Origin of the sequence: Bradyrhizobium sp. AS23.2 (assembly GCF_001908185.1) — a bacterium.
Lineage (GTDB): Bacteria > Pseudomonadota > Alphaproteobacteria > Rhizobiales > Xanthobacteraceae > Bradyrhizobium.
Genome location: NZ_LGHM01000189.1, coordinates 1 through 15,272 on the forward strand (window position 1 = coordinate 1; position 15,272 = coordinate 15,272).

The 15,272-nt window shown below is 65.4% G+C and carries 12 protein-coding genes and 1 pseudogene; all 13 read right to left on the bottom strand.

Translation table 11 applies throughout. The features are described from left to right. Positions 1-1,471 (bottom strand): annotated as a pseudogene (locus AC630_RS34975) (xanthine dehydrogenase family protein molybdopterin-binding subunit); the annotation flags it as partial. Between the two features lie 11 nt (positions 1,472-1,482). Beyond that, complete coding sequence (locus AC630_RS34980; protein ID WP_074122965.1) at positions 1,483-1,959, bottom strand: (2Fe-2S)-binding protein; 477 nt, start codon at positions 1,957-1,959, stop codon at positions 1,483-1,485. 17 nt (positions 1,960-1,976) lie between these two features. Beyond that, complete coding sequence (locus tag AC630_RS34985; RefSeq protein WP_074122966.1) at positions 1,977-2,795, bottom strand: FAD binding domain-containing protein; 819 nt, start codon at positions 2,793-2,795, stop codon at positions 1,977-1,979. 3 nt (positions 2,796-2,798) lie between these two features. Continuing rightward, entirely contained in the window at positions 2,799-3,242 is a 444-nt protein-coding gene (locus AC630_RS34990; protein WP_074122967.1) for an SRPBCC family protein, read from the bottom strand. Between the two features lie 5 nt (positions 3,243-3,247). Continuing rightward, on the bottom strand, positions 3,248-3,685 hold the full coding sequence (locus AC630_RS34995) for an SRPBCC family protein (RefSeq protein WP_074122968.1): 438 nt from the start codon (positions 3,683-3,685) through the stop codon (positions 3,248-3,250). Between the two features lie 10 nt (positions 3,686-3,695). Then, a complete protein-coding gene (locus AC630_RS35000) occupies positions 3,696-6,599 on the bottom strand; it encodes a flotillin family protein (protein WP_074122969.1) in 2,904 nt (967 codons plus the stop codon). A 26-nt stretch (positions 6,600-6,625) separates the two neighbouring features. Further along, positions 6,626-7,459, bottom strand: coding sequence for a phosphoenolpyruvate hydrolase family protein (locus tag AC630_RS35005; protein WP_074122970.1), 834 nt, complete (start codon positions 7,457-7,459; stop codon positions 6,626-6,628). A gap of 3 nt (positions 7,460-7,462) precedes the next feature. Further along, the gene (locus AC630_RS35010) at positions 7,463-9,679 is read right to left on the bottom strand and encodes an ABC transporter permease (protein WP_074122971.1); all 2,217 of its coding nucleotides are present in this window, start codon (positions 9,677-9,679) and stop codon (positions 7,463-7,465) included. Next, positions 9,672-10,454, bottom strand: coding sequence for an ABC transporter ATP-binding protein (locus tag AC630_RS35015; protein WP_074122972.1), 783 nt, complete (start codon positions 10,452-10,454; stop codon positions 9,672-9,674). The genes AC630_RS35010 and AC630_RS35015 overlap by 8 nt, the downstream gene beginning before the upstream one ends. Then, entirely contained in the window at positions 10,447-11,535 is a 1,089-nt protein-coding gene (locus AC630_RS35020; RefSeq protein ID WP_074122973.1) for a branched-chain amino acid ABC transporter permease, read from the bottom strand. Before AC630_RS35020 ends, AC630_RS35015 begins: the two co-directional genes overlap by 8 nt. Before the next feature lies 1 nt (position 11,536). Then, positions 11,537-12,547 carry a branched-chain amino acid ABC transporter permease gene (locus tag AC630_RS35025; RefSeq protein WP_074122974.1) on the bottom strand — a complete coding sequence of 337 codons (1,011 nt, stop codon included), beginning with the start codon at positions 12,545-12,547 and terminating at the stop codon, positions 11,537-11,539. Positions 12,548-12,748: 201 nt separating this feature from the next. Beyond that, positions 12,749-13,576 (bottom strand): AraC family transcriptional regulator, encoded by an 828-nt coding sequence (locus tag AC630_RS35030; protein WP_074122975.1) that lies wholly within the window; start codon positions 13,574-13,576, stop codon positions 12,749-12,751. 130 nt (positions 13,577-13,706) lie between these two features. Continuing rightward, the gene (locus AC630_RS35035; protein ID WP_074122976.1) at positions 13,707-14,957 is read right to left on the bottom strand and encodes an ABC transporter substrate-binding protein; all 1,251 of its coding nucleotides are present in this window, start codon (positions 14,955-14,957) and stop codon (positions 13,707-13,709) included. Positions 14,958-15,272: the final 315 nt, after the last annotated feature.

Genomic DNA, 15,272 nt, shown 5'->3' on the forward strand with positions numbered 1-15,272 from the left:
GGTAGGCGGGAGCCGGTCATAGCTGGTGCGCTGCTGGACGGGGGGCGGTCGGCCTGCTGCGCGAATCCGTCGGTGTCGGCGGGATCACGGCACGGCTGCCGCCGCCATCCTTGCGCGAGGATGCCCGCTTGAACTCGTCACGAATCGGCCATTTCGCCTTCTCGGCCGCGACCTGGACGCATTCGATCAGCGCCGTGTTTTTGGCCTCGCGCCGGTGCGCCTTCATGTCGCCGTCGCGATAGGCGTTGAGGATGCGGAACTCCATCGGGTCCATGTTGATCAGGTGCGCCAGCTTGTCCATCTGGCACTCGATGGCAAAGTCCATCGCGGTGACGCCGAAGCCGCGCATGGCGGTGGCCGGCGTGCGGTTGGTGAAGACGCAATAGACATCGCCATAGACGTTCGGAATGGTGTAGGGGCCCGGCAAATGCGCGGCACATTTCACGGCGGCGTAGCTGGACAGCCTTGTATAGGCGCCGCTGTCAAAATAGGCGCGGATCTTGCGCGCGACGACGCGGCCGTCGCGCATCACGCCGTCCTTGATGTAGATGCGCTCGGCGCCGCGCGGCGGCCCGTATTGCATCTCCTCCTCGCGCCCGAACACGTAGCGGACGGGACGCCCGGTCAGCATTGCACCGAGGATCGCAAGCGGCTCGGTCAGCGTGTCGACCTTGCCGCCAAAACCGCCGCCGACGGTGCCACCAATGAAGTGGAAGGTGTTGGAGGGCACGTCCAAAATCTTCGCGCAGGTGTCGACCGAGAAGAATAGCGCCTGCGTCGAGGTGTAGACCACATAGCGGCCATTGGTGTCGGGCGCCGCGATCGCACCGTTGGTCTCGGTCGGCGCGTGCTCGATCGGCGACATCTGGTAGCGCTGTTCGAGCACGTGATCGGCCGTGGCCAGCGCTGCATCGGCGTCGCCGAAGCGGAGATTCTGGTGGTCGTAGACCTCGTGATAGGTAAAAGTGTTCTTGGGGTAGGTCTCGTTGACCACGGGCGCGCCGGGTTTGAGCGCATCCTCGACGTCGAACACGGCCGGCAGCGGCTCGTAGTCGACCTTGACCTTTGCGACCGCCTCGAACGCTTCGCGCTCGCTGTCGGCAACGATGGCGACGATTGGCTCGCCCTTGTAGCGGACCTTGTCGACCGCCAGTGATGGTTCGTCGTCCTTGCCGAAATTGATCAGGCTGAGCAGCGTGTTGAGGTTGCGCGGCACGTCGGCGCCGCGAATGATCCGTCGCACGCCGGCCGAACTCTCGGCCTCCGTAGTGTCGATACGGCGCAGCCGCGCATGGGCCTGCGTCGAGCGCACGACCTTCAGGTGCAGCATGCCCTGAAGCTTGTGGTCGTTGAAATAGCTCGACGTGCCCGTGACATGCCCGAGCATGTCCTGGCGCTGGGTGCCCTTGCCGATCTCCTTCAGATTGTCGTCGCGCTCGTCGGCAAAAATATCCTTGCGCAGTTCCAGCATGGTGGCGTCCCTCAGGCGCTGGCCCGGCCGCCTGCGACGGCCAGGATGGCATTGATGATCGGCTCATAGCCGGTGCAGCGGCAGATGTTGCCGGAGATCGCCTCAATGACCTCGTCGCGGCTTGGCGAGGGGTTGCGGTCGAGCAGGGCTTTTGCGGCCATCAGCATGCCCGGCGTGCAATAGCCACACTGGGCGGCAAAATTGTCCGCAAAGGCGCGCTGGAGCGGGTGCAGGTTCGGGCCCTGCTTCATGCCGTCGAGCGTCTCGATGGAGCGGCCCGCGACCGTCTCGGCCAGCGTCAGGCAGGACAGGTGAAGCTCGCCGTCGATCAGCACGCTGCAGGTGCCGCAGCCGCCCTGGCCGCAGCCGAATTTGGGCGTCATGTCGCCGATCAGCTCACGCAGCGCGACCAGGAGATTGGTACCGCCGTCGACGAAGATCGCGACGTCGCGGCCGTTGTGACGAAATTGCAGGGGTATCTTGGACATGACGGTCTATTCCCGATCTATTCCTGCCCGGACAGCAGACGGCGCAGATGCACGCCGACGATCTCGCGGCGATACCAGGCGCTGCCGAGCGCGTTGTCGGATGGCGATGTTCCTTCGGTCGCGGCGGATGCGGCAGCAGCAATGGTCGCGGTATCGAGAGAGCGGCCCTCGAGCGCACGCTCGGCGGCGCGGGCACGGATCTGCGTCGGCGCCATCGAGCCCAGCGCGATGCGGGCGCCGGCGATCCGGCCACCGCTGATCGGTAGATGTGCCGCAAGCGTGATGACCGAGCCGCCCTTCGGCTTGATGCGCGCGATCTTGCGATAGCGGAACGCCTCCGTGCTCGTCGGCCGGGTGCAGGAGACTGACAGCACCAGTGTTCCGGTCTGCCGTTCACGTGCCTGCAAGAACTCCTCGATCGGGATGTCCCGCGGGCCGAAGCCGCCCTGCACGGCCACAGTGGCATCGAGGGCGAGCAGCGCGACGGTAAAATCGCCGTAGGGATTTTGGGCGAAGAGATTGCCGCCGACGGTGCCCATGTTGCGCACCGCAGGGCCGCCGATCGAGCGGGCAGGCGCGTGCAGGAAGGCGAGGTCACGTTCGGCAAGGACGCGCGCGAAGGTGACGCCGGCTCCGAGAGTAATGCGCGGCCCGGACGCGTCGATGCGGGTCAGCGCCTGGTCGCAGGCGCGGATCACGGTCGAGATCGAGACATCGCCCTCGTTCAGTGCGCGCATCACCAGCGTGCCGCCGCCGAGATAGCGCGCGCTGCGGTCCGAGGACAGCGCCCCGGCGGCCTCGCTGGCGCTTGCAAAGGTCTTTACCGTCACGGCCATGGCTTAAGCGGCCTCCTTTAGATGCCGGCGGATCGCGTCGAACCCGGCCTGATAAATATCTTCCGCGACCATATGGGTGATGCGGTCCCGGTCCTCGGGCTTCGTCGTGAAGCGCGACTCCCAGTGCCAGAAGGTACGGTCGCCGTCGGTCACCGGCAGCAGGCGGACATGGGCGACGTAATTGAACATCGGGATCGGGGTATCGAGCAGGCAATAGCTAAAACTCTGTTCGAGGTCGGACAGCGCCAACAATTGTTCGCGTAGCTCCGAGCCGTCCTTGAGCTTGAACCGCCTGACACAGCCGATCTTGTCCGAGGAATGCGCGCGCTCGATCGAGGAAGCCGCAACCGCGGGATGCCAGCGATCGTGCCCGTTGAAATCGCGCAGCACCGACCACGCCGCGTCGGTCGGCGCATCCAGAATCGTGCTTTTGACGATATGCGGCACGAGCGTCAGCCTCCGAACACGCGCTTCAGCGCGTCAAAGCCGCCCTGGAACACGCCGCCGCCGATGTTGCTGACGAGCTCGGTCTCCCGCTCCGGCGCGCAGTCGAACTCGGCAGTCCATTCCATAAAGGTCTGGTCACCGTCGGTAACCGGCGTGAGCCGCAAGGTCGCGACGTAGTTCTCGACGCCCATCGGAGATTCCAGGATCGAGTAGGTGCAGAACATGTCGTAGTCGGAGAGACCCAGGAGCTTCTCACGGATGCGGTCGCCGTTGCGCAGGCGGAAGTCCCTGACGCAGCCGATCTTGTCGGCGGGCTCGCCGCCCTCAATCCGGCTTTCGGCGATCGCAGGATGCCAGTTCGGCAGGCCGTTGAAATCGCGCACCCGCGCCCAGACGCGGTCGTTGCGCGCATTGACGACAGTGGAGACGTAGACGCGGGGCATGGGTCAGACCTCAGCTCTTCTTCCGCGGACCACGTTCGGCCGACGGTTCACCGCCGCCCTCAGTCGTAGGCGGGGAGGCCGCCGGCTTGTCGCCGCCACCGCTCTTCCGCGCGGAATCCTTGATCCCCTGCATGTCGCGGGCTTCGCGGATCAGGCCCGGCATCTTTGCCAGGCTGCCGCCCTCGACGCCGATGTCCGACAGGATGGAGTCGATCAGCGGTGCCTGCACGCGGTAGCGCAGCGCCGAATCGATCACCTCGTCGGTGGCGCTGCGGCCGCCATTGCCGCCATGGCCATTGCCGTTGAGGCCGTCGACCTGAAGGATGCGGATGCCCTCGATCTTCTCCATGGGCTTGACGCTCTCGCGCACGATACCCTCGATGCGGTCGAGCAGCTTTCTGCGGAACAGCGAGTAGCGAGCCTGGTCGGTGAGCACGTTCTCGGCCTCGTTGAGCATCCGTTGCGCTTCCGCCTCGACGGCGGCGCGGACACGCTCGGCCTCGGCGGCGATCCGCGTTTCCTCGGCCTGCTTCTCGGCGAGCAGCACCTCGACCGTCTTGCGGCGCTTTGCGATCTCGCTCTCGCGCGCGGTGACCACGCGTTCGGCGGCTTCGGTTGCCCGCATGCGAGCTTCTTCGGCCGCGGCCCGCGCCGCGGACTCTTCGAGCGACTTCTGATGGATGGCGATCGCCTTTTCCATCAAAACTGTCTCGACCTCCTTCTCACGGTTGACCTCGAGCTTGCGCAGCTCGCGCTCGCGGCCGATTCGGGCCTCGTCTAGGCCGCGGTCGGAGGCGATGCGTGCGCGTTCGACCTCTTCGCGAGAGGCGATCTCGGCCTCCTGCAGCGACTGGACGCGGGCGACCTCGAGTTGCTCGATCGCGCGGCGTCGCTCGAGGCGGGCGGCTTCGAGTGCCTGCTCGCGCGAGACGTCGGTGGTCTCGACCTCCTTGCGGGCGACGATCTCGGCCTGCCGGACCTGGCGATCGGCATCGATGCGCTCGGACTTCTTGGCGGACAGCGCGATGACGCGGTCCTCGTCCGCGATCTCGATCGCCTTCTTCTGCTCGATGTTGAGCACCTCGCGCTTCTTGGAGGAATTGATCCGCTCGGCTTCGAGCGCAAGATCGACCCCGATGCGCTGCCGCTCGATGGCGTCGCGCCGCTTCAGTTCGGCGGCCTCAAGGATTCCGGTGCGCTCGATTTCGAGCGAACGCGTGTCGCGCTCGGCCTGGATGCGCTCGGCGGCGACGGCCTTCTCCTGGGCAATGCGGGCTGCCTCGATCGCTTCGCGGGAAGCGATGTCGGCTTCCTCGACGGCGCGGTTGCGTGCGATCTCAAGCGAGCGGACGCGCTCTTCCTGGGCGATGCGCGAGGCCTCTGTGGTCTCGCGCGCGGCGATCCCGGCGACCTCAAGCGTCCGATTGCGCTCGATCTCGAGCTGCCGCGTATTCTGCTCTGCGGCAATCCGCTCGGCAGCGAGCGTCCGCTCGCGGGCGATGCGGGCAGCCTCGACGGCGCGCTGTGCATCGATCTCGGCTTCCTGGATGGTGCGGACCTGCTGGATTTCCAGCGCGCGGGTGCGCTCGTCGGAGGAGATACGCTCGACATTGACGATCATCGTCTGCGCGATGCGGGCTTTTTCGGTGGCCTCGCGGGCGGCAATCTCGGCCTCATCGACGGCGCGGGTGCGTTCGATCTCGCGGCGGCGCGTTTCCTCCTCGTTGGCAATGCGGGCGTCGGTGACGACCCGGTCCTGCTGGATCCGGGCCTTCTCGATCGCCTCGCGAGCCGCGATCTCGGCTTCCTCGACGGTGCGCATCCGCTCGATCTCGCGCTGGCGAACCTCGCGCTCGGACGCAATCCGCGTCGTGTCGATCGAGCGCTGATTGGCGATCCGGGTCTTTTCGATCTCCTCGCGCGCCAGCAGCTCCTTTTCCTCGATGGTACGGGTGCGCTCGATCTCCTTTTGGCGGGTCTCGCGCTCGGAGGCGATGCGGGCTTCCGCGATGGCCTGTTCATTGGCGATCCGCGAGCGCTCGATCGCTTCGCGTGCCGAGATCTGGGCTTGCTCGGCTTCGGTCTCGCGTAGCGCGCGTTCGCGGGCGACCTCGGTGCGCTGAAGCGCACGGCGCATCTCGATGTCGCGTTCCTGCTCCAGCCGCGCGGTCTCGCTCTCGCGCTCGATGTCGAGCGCCTGCCGCTCGGCTTCCAGATTGCGGGTGCGGATCTTGATCATCGAGTCCTGCTCGATGTCGTTGCGCAGCTTGCGCCTGGCCTCGATGTCCTCCATCAGCCGGGTCAAACCTTCGGCGTCGAAGCGGTTCGAGGGGTTGAAGAATTCAAGGTCGGTCTGGTCGAGATCGGTGATCGCGACCGATTCGAGCTCGAGGCCGTTCTGGGCAAGCGCTTCGGCGGCATTGGTCTTGACGCGCGCGACATAATCGCCGCGCCGCTCGTGCATTTCCTCCATGGTCATTTCGGAAGCGACCGAGCGGATCGCGGAAATGAACTTGCCGGCCAGCAGCGCGTGGAGCTGCTCCGGCTCCATGGTGCGGCGTCCCAGGGTGGCGGCGGCGATCGAGACGGCCTCGCGGGTCGGCTGCACGCGGACATAAAAGTCGGCCTCGATGTCGACGCGCATGCGGTCGCGGGTGATTACCGCGTCCTGCCGCGAACGCACGATGCCCATCGGCAGCACGTTCATGTTGACTGGGGTGTAGGCGTGGATGAAAGGCAGCACGAAGGCGCCGCCGTTGATCACCACGCGTTCGCCGAGGAAACCGGTCCGGACGAACGACACCTCCTTGGAGGAGCGGTGGTAGAGCCAGTTGACGATGTAGACGCCAATCACGATCACGATGATCGCGACGATCAGCCAGAGGATGAGCTCGCCGACCAGGATCCCTGACATGTTTCCCTCCCTCAATCGTTCCGGCGTTATCGCGCGCCGATCGCCTTGAATTTGCGCACCTGGTCCGTCAATGCCCGCTCCACCGGGAGCCGCTCCATCGAGGAGGCGCCGTAGAAGCCGTGGCAGTAACGGGTGTTCTTCATGATGAAATCGGCATCCGCGGGATCGGCGATCGGGCCGCCATGGGCGAGCACGAGAATGTCGGGATTGACGCTGAGCGCGGCCGACGCCCAGGTGTCGATCCGCGCCGGGCAGTCCTTCAGCTTTGGCGCGGTCTGGGCGCCGATCGTGCCGCCGGTGGTGAGCCCGAGGTGGCAGACGATGATGTCGGCGCCGGCGATGGCCATCGCGGCGGCTTCCTTCTCGCTGAAGACGTAGGGTGTCGTCAGCAGGTCCTTCTCGCGCGCCTTCGCGATCATGTCGATCTCCAGCGCGTAGGACATGCCGGTCTCTTCGAGATTGGCGCGGAAGACTCCGTCGATCAGGCCGACGGTCGGAAAGTTCTGCACGCCGGCGAAGCCAAGCGTCTTGACCTGGTCCAGGAACACGTCCATGTCGCGAAACGGATCGGTGCCGTTGACGCCGGCAAGCACCGGCGTCTTGCTGACGACGGGCAGAACCTCGCCAGCCATCTCCAGCACGATGGCATTGGCGTCGCCGTAGGGCATGAGACCCGCAAGTGAGCCGCGGCCGGCCATGCGGTAGCGGCCGGAATTGTAGATCACGATGAGGTCGACACCACCGGCTTCCTCGCACTTGGCCGACAGGCCAGTGCCGGCGCCGCCGCCGACGATGGGTTCGCCGCGCTTCGCCATCTCGCGAAACCGTCTCAGGAGTGCTGCGCGTTCAAACCTGGCCATCGGTCACCTCGCTAGTCTCCGGCGTGCCCCGGCGCGGCCGAACAGCGTTCGGAACGCAGCTACGATGGTCGAGGCGAACTCGGGATCGTTGATGTTTTGCTTGACGCGGATCAGTTGCCGGTTCCCGGTCTGCCGCACCGTGCGCTCCAGCGCGCGGAACAAGGCGGCGTCGGCCTCGGGGTCCCAGAACGGCTGGCCGCGGGCGTCGAGCGCGGAGACGCCCCCCTCGGGCAGGAAGAAGCGCACCGGCCCGTCCATCTGGTTGAGCCGCTCGCCGATCCAGCGGCCCATGCGCTCGTTCTCATCCGCCGTGGTCCGCATCAGCGTCACCTGCGGATTGTGGATGTGGAATTTTCGGGTGCGATAGCGCTCGGGGATGGTGTCGGGCGCGCCGAAATTGACCATGTCGAGCGCGCCGACCGAGCCGATATAGGGCACGCGGGCTCGGATGATCGCGCCGAAGCGATCGTCGGTCGCGGGAAACACCCCGCCCATCAGGAGGTCGCAGATCTCGGTCGTGGTAAGATCAATGACGCCCGCGAGCTGGCCGGAGTCGACGAGCTTCTCCATGGAGCGGCCGCCGACGCCGGTGGCGTGGAAGACGAGGCATTCGAAGTCACCGCGCAAACCGGCTGCGATCTTCTGCACCGCTTGTGTCGTGACGCCGAACATGGTGATGCCGACCGCAGGCAGCCCGGCGCTTGCGGCTCGCTCCTTGGCCTCGCGCTGATGGAGCCGCGCCTTGACCATGCCGGCGATCGCGTTGGCGCCGTTCGACAGCACCGCGCGCGAGATCGAATTGAGGCCCTGCACGTCGGTGACCGAATACATCATGGTGATGTCGGCAGGGCCGACATAGGGTGCGACGTCGCCGGAGGCGACGGAGGAGATGATCAGCTTTGGGACGCCGACGGCGAGGGTGCGCATAGCAGGCGCGACCAACGATGCCGCGCCCGAGCCGCCTGCCGCAATCACGCCGGCGATATTGCCTTGGCGCCGCACCCAATTCGCAAACGCGTCCGCCATCGCCGTCACCGCGGCGCCACGGTCCGGGCCGAACACGGCCGAGCCGCCGCGGCCATGGTTCAACGCGATCTCCTGCGCCGAGACATCGCAAGTCGCCTGCTTGCCGCTGGTGGAGACGTCGACCAGCCGTGTGCGCAATCCGCTTTCGGCGATGATGTCGCGGATGAAGCGAAGTTCTGTTCCCTTGGTGTCGAGCGTGCCGACAACCAGCACCACCGGCGGGCCCGACGTTTGCGCGGTTATCGGCTCGCGCTTGCGCCGTGCGGTTTCGTCGAGATGCGTGAGCTGTGTCGACAACGTGCGCGCGGCGGCTTCGATGCGTCCGATCGGGACCGGCTGCGACCAGCGCGTCGGCGGGGTGGGATTGGAGATGTAGATCCGGATCGGCCCGCTGGCCCGCGTGGGCTGCGGGATCGGCTTCGCTACACCGCCGGCGGCGAGCGCATCGATTTCGGGTTCGAGCTCGGCGTGCAGTCCGACGCCGAGCAGGCGCTGCTGGAGCTCGCGATCGGCGGCGAGCCGCACGGAGTCGATGCTGCGATTAATGCGACCATTGACCATGATCGCGACATTGCGCGAGACCGCGGTTGCGACGCCGATGTTCTGCTCGATCACGAGCACGGCCATGTCGCCGTCCTCGCCGAGTTGCAGCAGCATCTCCTCGACCTGGGCGACGATGACGGGCGCGAGACCCTCGGTCGGCTCGTCCATGATCAGCAGATGCGGATTGGTGAGTAGCGCACGCGAAATCGCGAGCATCTGCTGCTCGCCGCCGGAGAGCTGGCCGCCGCCATGGTCCTTGCGCTCGGCGAGCCGCGGAAAGGTGTCGTAGATGCGCTCGACAGTCCAGGCGCCGGACCGCATGCCGCCGGCGAGCCGCAGATGCTCGTCGACGCTCAGCGAGCGCCAGAGACGGCGTCCCTGCGGGACATAGCCGACCCCGAGCCGCGCGATATAGGCCGGCGGCCGCCGCGTGATGTCATCGCCGCGAACGCGGATCGAACCGCCACTCACCGGCACCAGGCCCATGATGGCCTTGCACAGGGTAGTCTTGCCCATGCCGTTGCGGCCGACGACCGAGAAGACGCCGGCGTCGAGTGAGAGGTCGACGCCCTGCAGCGCGTGCGAATGGCCGTAATAGACGTCGAGTCCTCGGACCTCGAGTGCGGCGGCGGAGCGGCGGACCTCATTCATGGCCGCCTCCGAGGTAAAGTTCCTGCACCTCGGGGGCGGACTGGATCTCCTGCGGCAGGCCCTCCTTGAAGATCCGGCCGTTGTGCATCATCGTCACGCTCTCGACGACGCGCAGGGCGACGTCCATGTCGTGCTCGATGATGATGTAGCCGATATGGGGCGGCAGCGAGGTCAGGATCTCGACCAGCTCGACCCGCTCGGTCGGCGAAAGGCCCGCGGCCGGCTCGTCGAACAGCACAAAACGCGGCGCGCCGGCGAGCGCCAACGCGATCTCGAGTTGGCGCTGCTGGCCGTGCGCGAGCTCGGCGACGCGCTGGTCCTTCACTCCTGTGAGATGCACGGCTTGGACGAGGCCATCGGCCGCGTGCATCAGCGCGTCGTTCTGCCCGGGACGCAGGAACGAGAAGCGTCCGCGCGAGACGCCGCGGCAGGCGAGATAGACGTTGTCCTGCACGGTAAGGCCGGGGAACAGCGCGGAGATCTGATAAGTCCGCCTGAGCCCACGGCGGATGCGCTCATAGGGCGGGAAGTGCGTGACGTCCTCGCCGAAGAAGCGGATGGTGCCGGAGGAGGGCGGGAAGTCTCCGGTGATGCAGTTGAACAGCGTGGTCTTGCCGGCGCCGTTGGAGCCGAGCACGGCGCGCCGCTCGCCCGGGCGAACGGTGATGGTGACGTCGGTCAGCGCCGCGAGCGCGCCGAACAACCGCGTCACGCCGCGCAGCTCCAGCGCTGCACCGGCGCCGACGGCCGAGAGGCGCTGTGCGACGCTATCCATGGCCGCGCCCTCCGCCCGGACGGTTCTCTTCGCGGACCTGGCTCTGGCGCCAGCGCTGCCACAAGCCGATCACGCCATCCGACGACCAGAACACGATGGCGAGGAAGCCGAGCCCGATCAGGAGGCGAAAGCGATTGCCGTCGAGCCCGATCTTGACCAGGAAATCGAGCGCGAAGGTGCGCAAGAGGACGAAGACCAGCGCGCCGATATAGGGACCGACGGGCCGCGTAATGCCGCCGACAACGGCGATGATGAGGACGTCGATGCAGGCTCCGACGCTGACCGAGCCCGGCGAAATCTGGCGGTAGTTCCAGACCTGGAGCACGCCGGCGAGACCTGCGATGAAAGACGCCACCGCATAGGCCGCGACGCGGTGGGCATTGACGTTGAAGCCAAGCGCGGCCATGCGGCGCGGATTGTCGCGCACGCCCTGAAGCGCGAGTCCGAACGGAGCGCGGGAGATGTATTCAACGGCGAAGTAGCAGAGCGCGGCAGTTGCGAGCACGACATAGTAGAAGGGAATATCGGCTCGCCAGTCGACGCCCCAGAAATGCGGCGTGGCAACGTTGTTGATGCCGGTATGGCCGTTGAAGATCGCCCAGTTCTGGTTGGTGAAATAATAGAAGGCCGCACCGATCGCGAGGGTAATCATGATCGTGTAGATGCCCTCGGTGCGGACCGCGAGCGCGCCGCCGAGCGTGCCGAAGATCGTCGCGAGCGTCAGCGCCATCGGCACCGCCAGCCACCACGGCCAGCCCAGGCTGATATTGGCGTTGCCGCTGACGCCGAACACCGCGACCATGTAGGCCGCAAAGCCCGCGATGGTGAGCTGCATCAGGCTGACCATGCCGCCATAGCCAGCCAGGAACATCAGGCTGAGCGCGATGGTTCCGAGGATCAGCGTCGTCGCAAAGATCTCGATCAGGAAGAAACCGTTGGCGATCAACGGCATGATCAGGAGGATGACCGCCACGATCCAGGCCGCGGGATTGTTGATGTCGGGCCATCCGCGCACGGCCGGACGCTGCGCCGTTGAGGCGGGCTTATGTACCTGGATGCGGGCATCGTGGGTGACGGACATGTCAGCGCCTCGCGAGCAGGCCCTGCGGCCGAAGCGCCAGCACCAGCACCATGATCAGGAACGTCACGACGATGGCGTAGGTCGGGATGTAGACGGAGCCGAGCTGCTCGGCGAGGCCGATGATCAGCGCGCCGAGTGCGGCACCAGGGATCGAGCCCATGCCGCCGACGATGACGACGACGAGCGAGGCAAGCAGGAAGCGGATGTCCTCGCCGGGCGACAGCGACTGGAAGGTGCCCCCGACCACGCCTGCGATGCCGGCGAGGCCGGCGCCGAGCGCAAAGACGAGAACGAACACGATCTGGATGCGCACGCCGGTCGCGGCGAGGATGTCGCGGTCATCGACGCCGGCGCGGATGATCATCCCGATCCGGGTGCGATTGAGCGCGAGCCACATAGCGATACCGATGATCGCGGACGCCAGGAAGATCACAAGCCGCACCAGCGGATAGCGCAGATAGACCGGATCGCCCGAGGATTTCACCGCGGTGATCAGCGGCAGCTCGATCGGGCCGATCAACCAGCTCGGGGTCTGGATCTGGTAGAAGTCGCCGCCGCAGGCCCACAGCATGAGATCGGCGAACACGATCGAGAGGCCGATCGTCACCATGGTCTGGCGCAGGTCCTGGCCCTCCATGCGGCGGAACACGAGGACCTGGAGCAGGACGCCGACCAGCGCGGTCAGGATGAAAGCGACGATGAAGCTGAGGATCCAGGAGCCGGTCGAGGCGCTGATGGCGTAGCCGACATAGCCGCCGAACAGATACAGCGAGCCGTGCGCGAGGTTGACGTTGCGCATCAGGCCAAAGATCAGCGTGAAGCCGCTGGCGACGAGGAAATAGAGACCGCCGAGGGTGATGCCATTGAAGAGCGCGTTGAGGAAGACCCGCTTGCGGCCGATCGCCTCCTCAAGGCCCGGTGGCCACACCGCGGAGATCAGCCACAGCGCCACCGCGATCGCGATGATTATGATCAGCGCCCAGGTAGGATGGCGCTCGACGAAGCGGGTCATGATCGCGGCTCCGTCTTCACGTCACTCCGACCCTTTCCCCGCAAGCGGGGCAAGGGGGCACGCAGACCGTCGCCGGCCGCAAGCCTTGCCATGAACGTGCGCTCCCTATCGAGCGCGATCCTCTTTTCGGGACCGCGTTCCGGACATCCTAACCGGGCTGTAAGGGAGGCGTTTGATCGTGAGTATCTTTTCGCGCGGCCGTCAGGCGCGCAAAACCTTGGCGGCGCGGCGATAATCGGTCGGGGCCATCCCGACATTGGCGGCAAAGAAGCGGGTGAAACCGCTCTGCGAAGAGAACCCGAGATCGAAGCCGATGTCGGCCATAGGCGCTTCACTCGCCACCAGCGCTTCCAGCGCCTGCTCCATGATCAGCGTGTTGAGATAGAGGTGCGGGGTGACGCCGGTCTGGATGCGGAATAGCCGGTAGAAATGCGGTCGCGACAGGCCGGATTCGCGCGCGATTGTGTCAAGCTCGATCTCGGCGCCCGGGCTCTGCGACATCATCTTGATGCACCTGCGCACGCGAAAATCGGTGACGGAGCCGTTCGCCCGCGGATCGCGCGCGGTTTCGGCCTGCTGCCAGCTTTCGTCGTAGCAGATGTCGATCAGCGCTCTCAGCTCACCATCGAGGGTGTTGAGCGACGGTGCACCGCAGACCAGTGCGGCCGTGCGCCTGACGTGCTTGTCCAGCGCCACTGACCGCTTGAACTGGGTGCGGCCGAAGCGCAGCCGATCGGCGCCGGGCGCATCGGGCGCGAACCATTCTGCATTGACGTAGAGCACGAAGAAGATGGCGCCGCCTTCAAGATCGGACGGCAGGAAATTGTGCGGTTCCCACGGATTGACGGCGACGACAGAATCCTCGGTGAGCTCATAACGTCCATCGTTGACGTCGAGGCATGCCTGACGCCCCCCGACATGGAAGATCAGATGACCCTCGCGATGCGCGTGGATGTTGAAAGGGCGGTTCAACTGGTAAACCGTCGCCCGGCCAAAGCGGCCGTGGAAGACGGCGAGCGCCCGGCTCATGCCTTCCCTCCCGAAAGCTCTTGTCTTTTTTTGGTAGCGTTCAACAACCGGGGAGAGAATGCAAGGGCGCACGATGTCCGCGCCTTGCAAATCTCTCCCCGGTCAGTCATCGCTCGCGAACGAGACTACGTCAGTACTTCTTACATTCCGGTACTGTACGGCTTGGCAAACCGATCTTGGCAAACACCGCAGGGTCGTAGCCCAGCGTCTGGTTGACGTTCGGGATCACCTTCACAACCTTCGAGAACAGCGCACCCTTGCCGTCGTCGACGACCTCGGTAACGAAGTTGGTGCCGATCGCCTGGCGGTTGGCGTCGAGCTTGATCTTGCCGTTGGGTGCGTCGAGCTCGATCTTGGCGAGGGCCTCCTTGTACTTGGCCTGGTTGTTGGAGAGATCGCCATCGACCTGACGCAGCGCCAGGATCAGCGCCATGGTCGAGCCGTAATAGTTGGTGGCGAGCAGCGACGGACTCGGGAAGCGCTTGTTCGGCGGGAAGGCGTCCTGATAGTCTTTCACGAACTTCTGCCAACCCGGATTCTCCCAGGTATCGGCCTGGCCGCTTGCGGCCAGCGTGCCGACCAACGCGCTCTTCGCGTTGCCCTTGGACGACAGGATGGTCTGGTCGATCATGATCGAGCCGCCCATCAAATGCGCCTTGCCGCCGGCCTGCTGGTACTGGTTGAGGAAGTTGACGGCGTCGGCCCCGCCGAGGCCGAGATAGATCGCATCGACATCGTCGGGCAGCGCTGCGATGACCGAGGCGAAGTCCTTGGTGCCGAGCGGCACCCATTGCCGGTTGGTGACCTGTCCGCCCGCGCCGCAGAACTCGAGCACGAGGCCGAACACCTGCGTATAGATGAAGGAGTAGTCCTCGCCGACGGTCGCGATCTTGCGATACTTCTTTTCGTCATAGGCGTATTTGCCGAGGCCCACCTGCCACTGTGCGCCGTCCATGTTGTAGCGGAAGAAGTTCGGGGCCGGATCGACATAGGTCGTCTCCTGGGCACCGGAGGCGGCGTTGATGAAGGTCAGCTCGGGATGGGTTTTTGCAAAGTTCTTGACCGCAATGCCTTCGTCGCCGGACAGCGGCGACAGCAGGATCTGCACCTTGTCCTGCTCGATAAGCTTGCGCACGGCGCGCACGGCGGAGTCCGGCGTTGCGTCGGTTGAGGCGATGACGAATTCGAGCTCCTTGTCGCCGACCTTCTTGCCGAGCACATTGAGTGCCGTCTGGAAGCCACGGATGCCGTCCTCGCCGAGCACGGTGTAGGTTCCTTCGAGCGTCGCGGTGACGCCGACCTTGATCTTCTCCTGTGCGAAGGCGGTGCCCGAAAGTAACAGGCTGCTCAACGCGATCAGTCCTAGACTGCCTTTCAACATTGCTCTCCTCCCTGGGGCGTTCTTGTCGCTGTTTTCACCGCTACCCGGCGCGTCCGCCGCGCGGTGCAGCGTTTGGAAAGGCCGACGGTTCTTGAGATGAAGGCTAACCGAACTCAGATGCAGCGCACGCGTCGGAGCCATGTGCCGCTTAACGGGCAGTCTCATTTTGAATGTTGCGCCGCAAATCGTTCCGCGGTGCAATAGACTGTTCGCCGTCAGAGCCCTTGAGACAAATTGAGGGACTTCACGAAGGGAGGATTTCTGGTTCATCGTAGCCGCAAGGAGCGAAGATGAAGCAGAAATCCGGACCGGGCA

Coding starts and splice junctions, on each gene's coding strand:
- AC630_RS34980 (WP_074122965.1), bottom strand. CDS start 1,959: ATGTCCAAGATACCCCTGCAATTTCGTCACAACGGCCGCGACGTCGCG.
- AC630_RS34985 (WP_074122966.1), bottom strand. CDS start 2,795: ATGGCCGTGACGGTAAAGACCTTTGCAAGCGCCAGCGAGGCCGCCGGG.
- AC630_RS34995 (WP_074122968.1), bottom strand. CDS start 3,685: ATGCCCCGCGTCTACGTCTCCACTGTCGTCAATGCGCGCAACGACCGC.
- AC630_RS35000 (WP_074122969.1), bottom strand. CDS start 6,599: ATGTCAGGGATCCTGGTCGGCGAGCTCATCCTCTGGCTGATCGTCGCG.
- AC630_RS35005 (WP_074122970.1), bottom strand. CDS start 7,459: ATGGCCAGGTTTGAACGCGCAGCACTCCTGAGACGGTTTCGCGAGATG.
- AC630_RS35010 (WP_074122971.1), bottom strand. CDS start 9,679: ATGAATGAGGTCCGCCGCTCCGCCGCCGCACTCGAGGTCCGAGGACTC.
- AC630_RS35015 (WP_074122972.1), bottom strand. CDS start 10,454: ATGGATAGCGTCGCACAGCGCCTCTCGGCCGTCGGCGCCGGTGCAGCG.
- AC630_RS35020 (WP_074122973.1), bottom strand. CDS start 11,535: ATGTCCGTCACCCACGATGCCCGCATCCAGGTACATAAGCCCGCCTCA.
- AC630_RS35025 (WP_074122974.1), bottom strand. CDS start 12,547: ATGACCCGCTTCGTCGAGCGCCATCCTACCTGGGCGCTGATCATAATC.
- AC630_RS35030 (WP_074122975.1), bottom strand. CDS start 13,576: ATGAGCCGGGCGCTCGCCGTCTTCCACGGCCGCTTTGGCCGGGCGACG.
- AC630_RS35035 (WP_074122976.1), bottom strand. CDS start 14,957: ATGTTGAAAGGCAGTCTAGGACTGATCGCGTTGAGCAGCCTGTTACTT.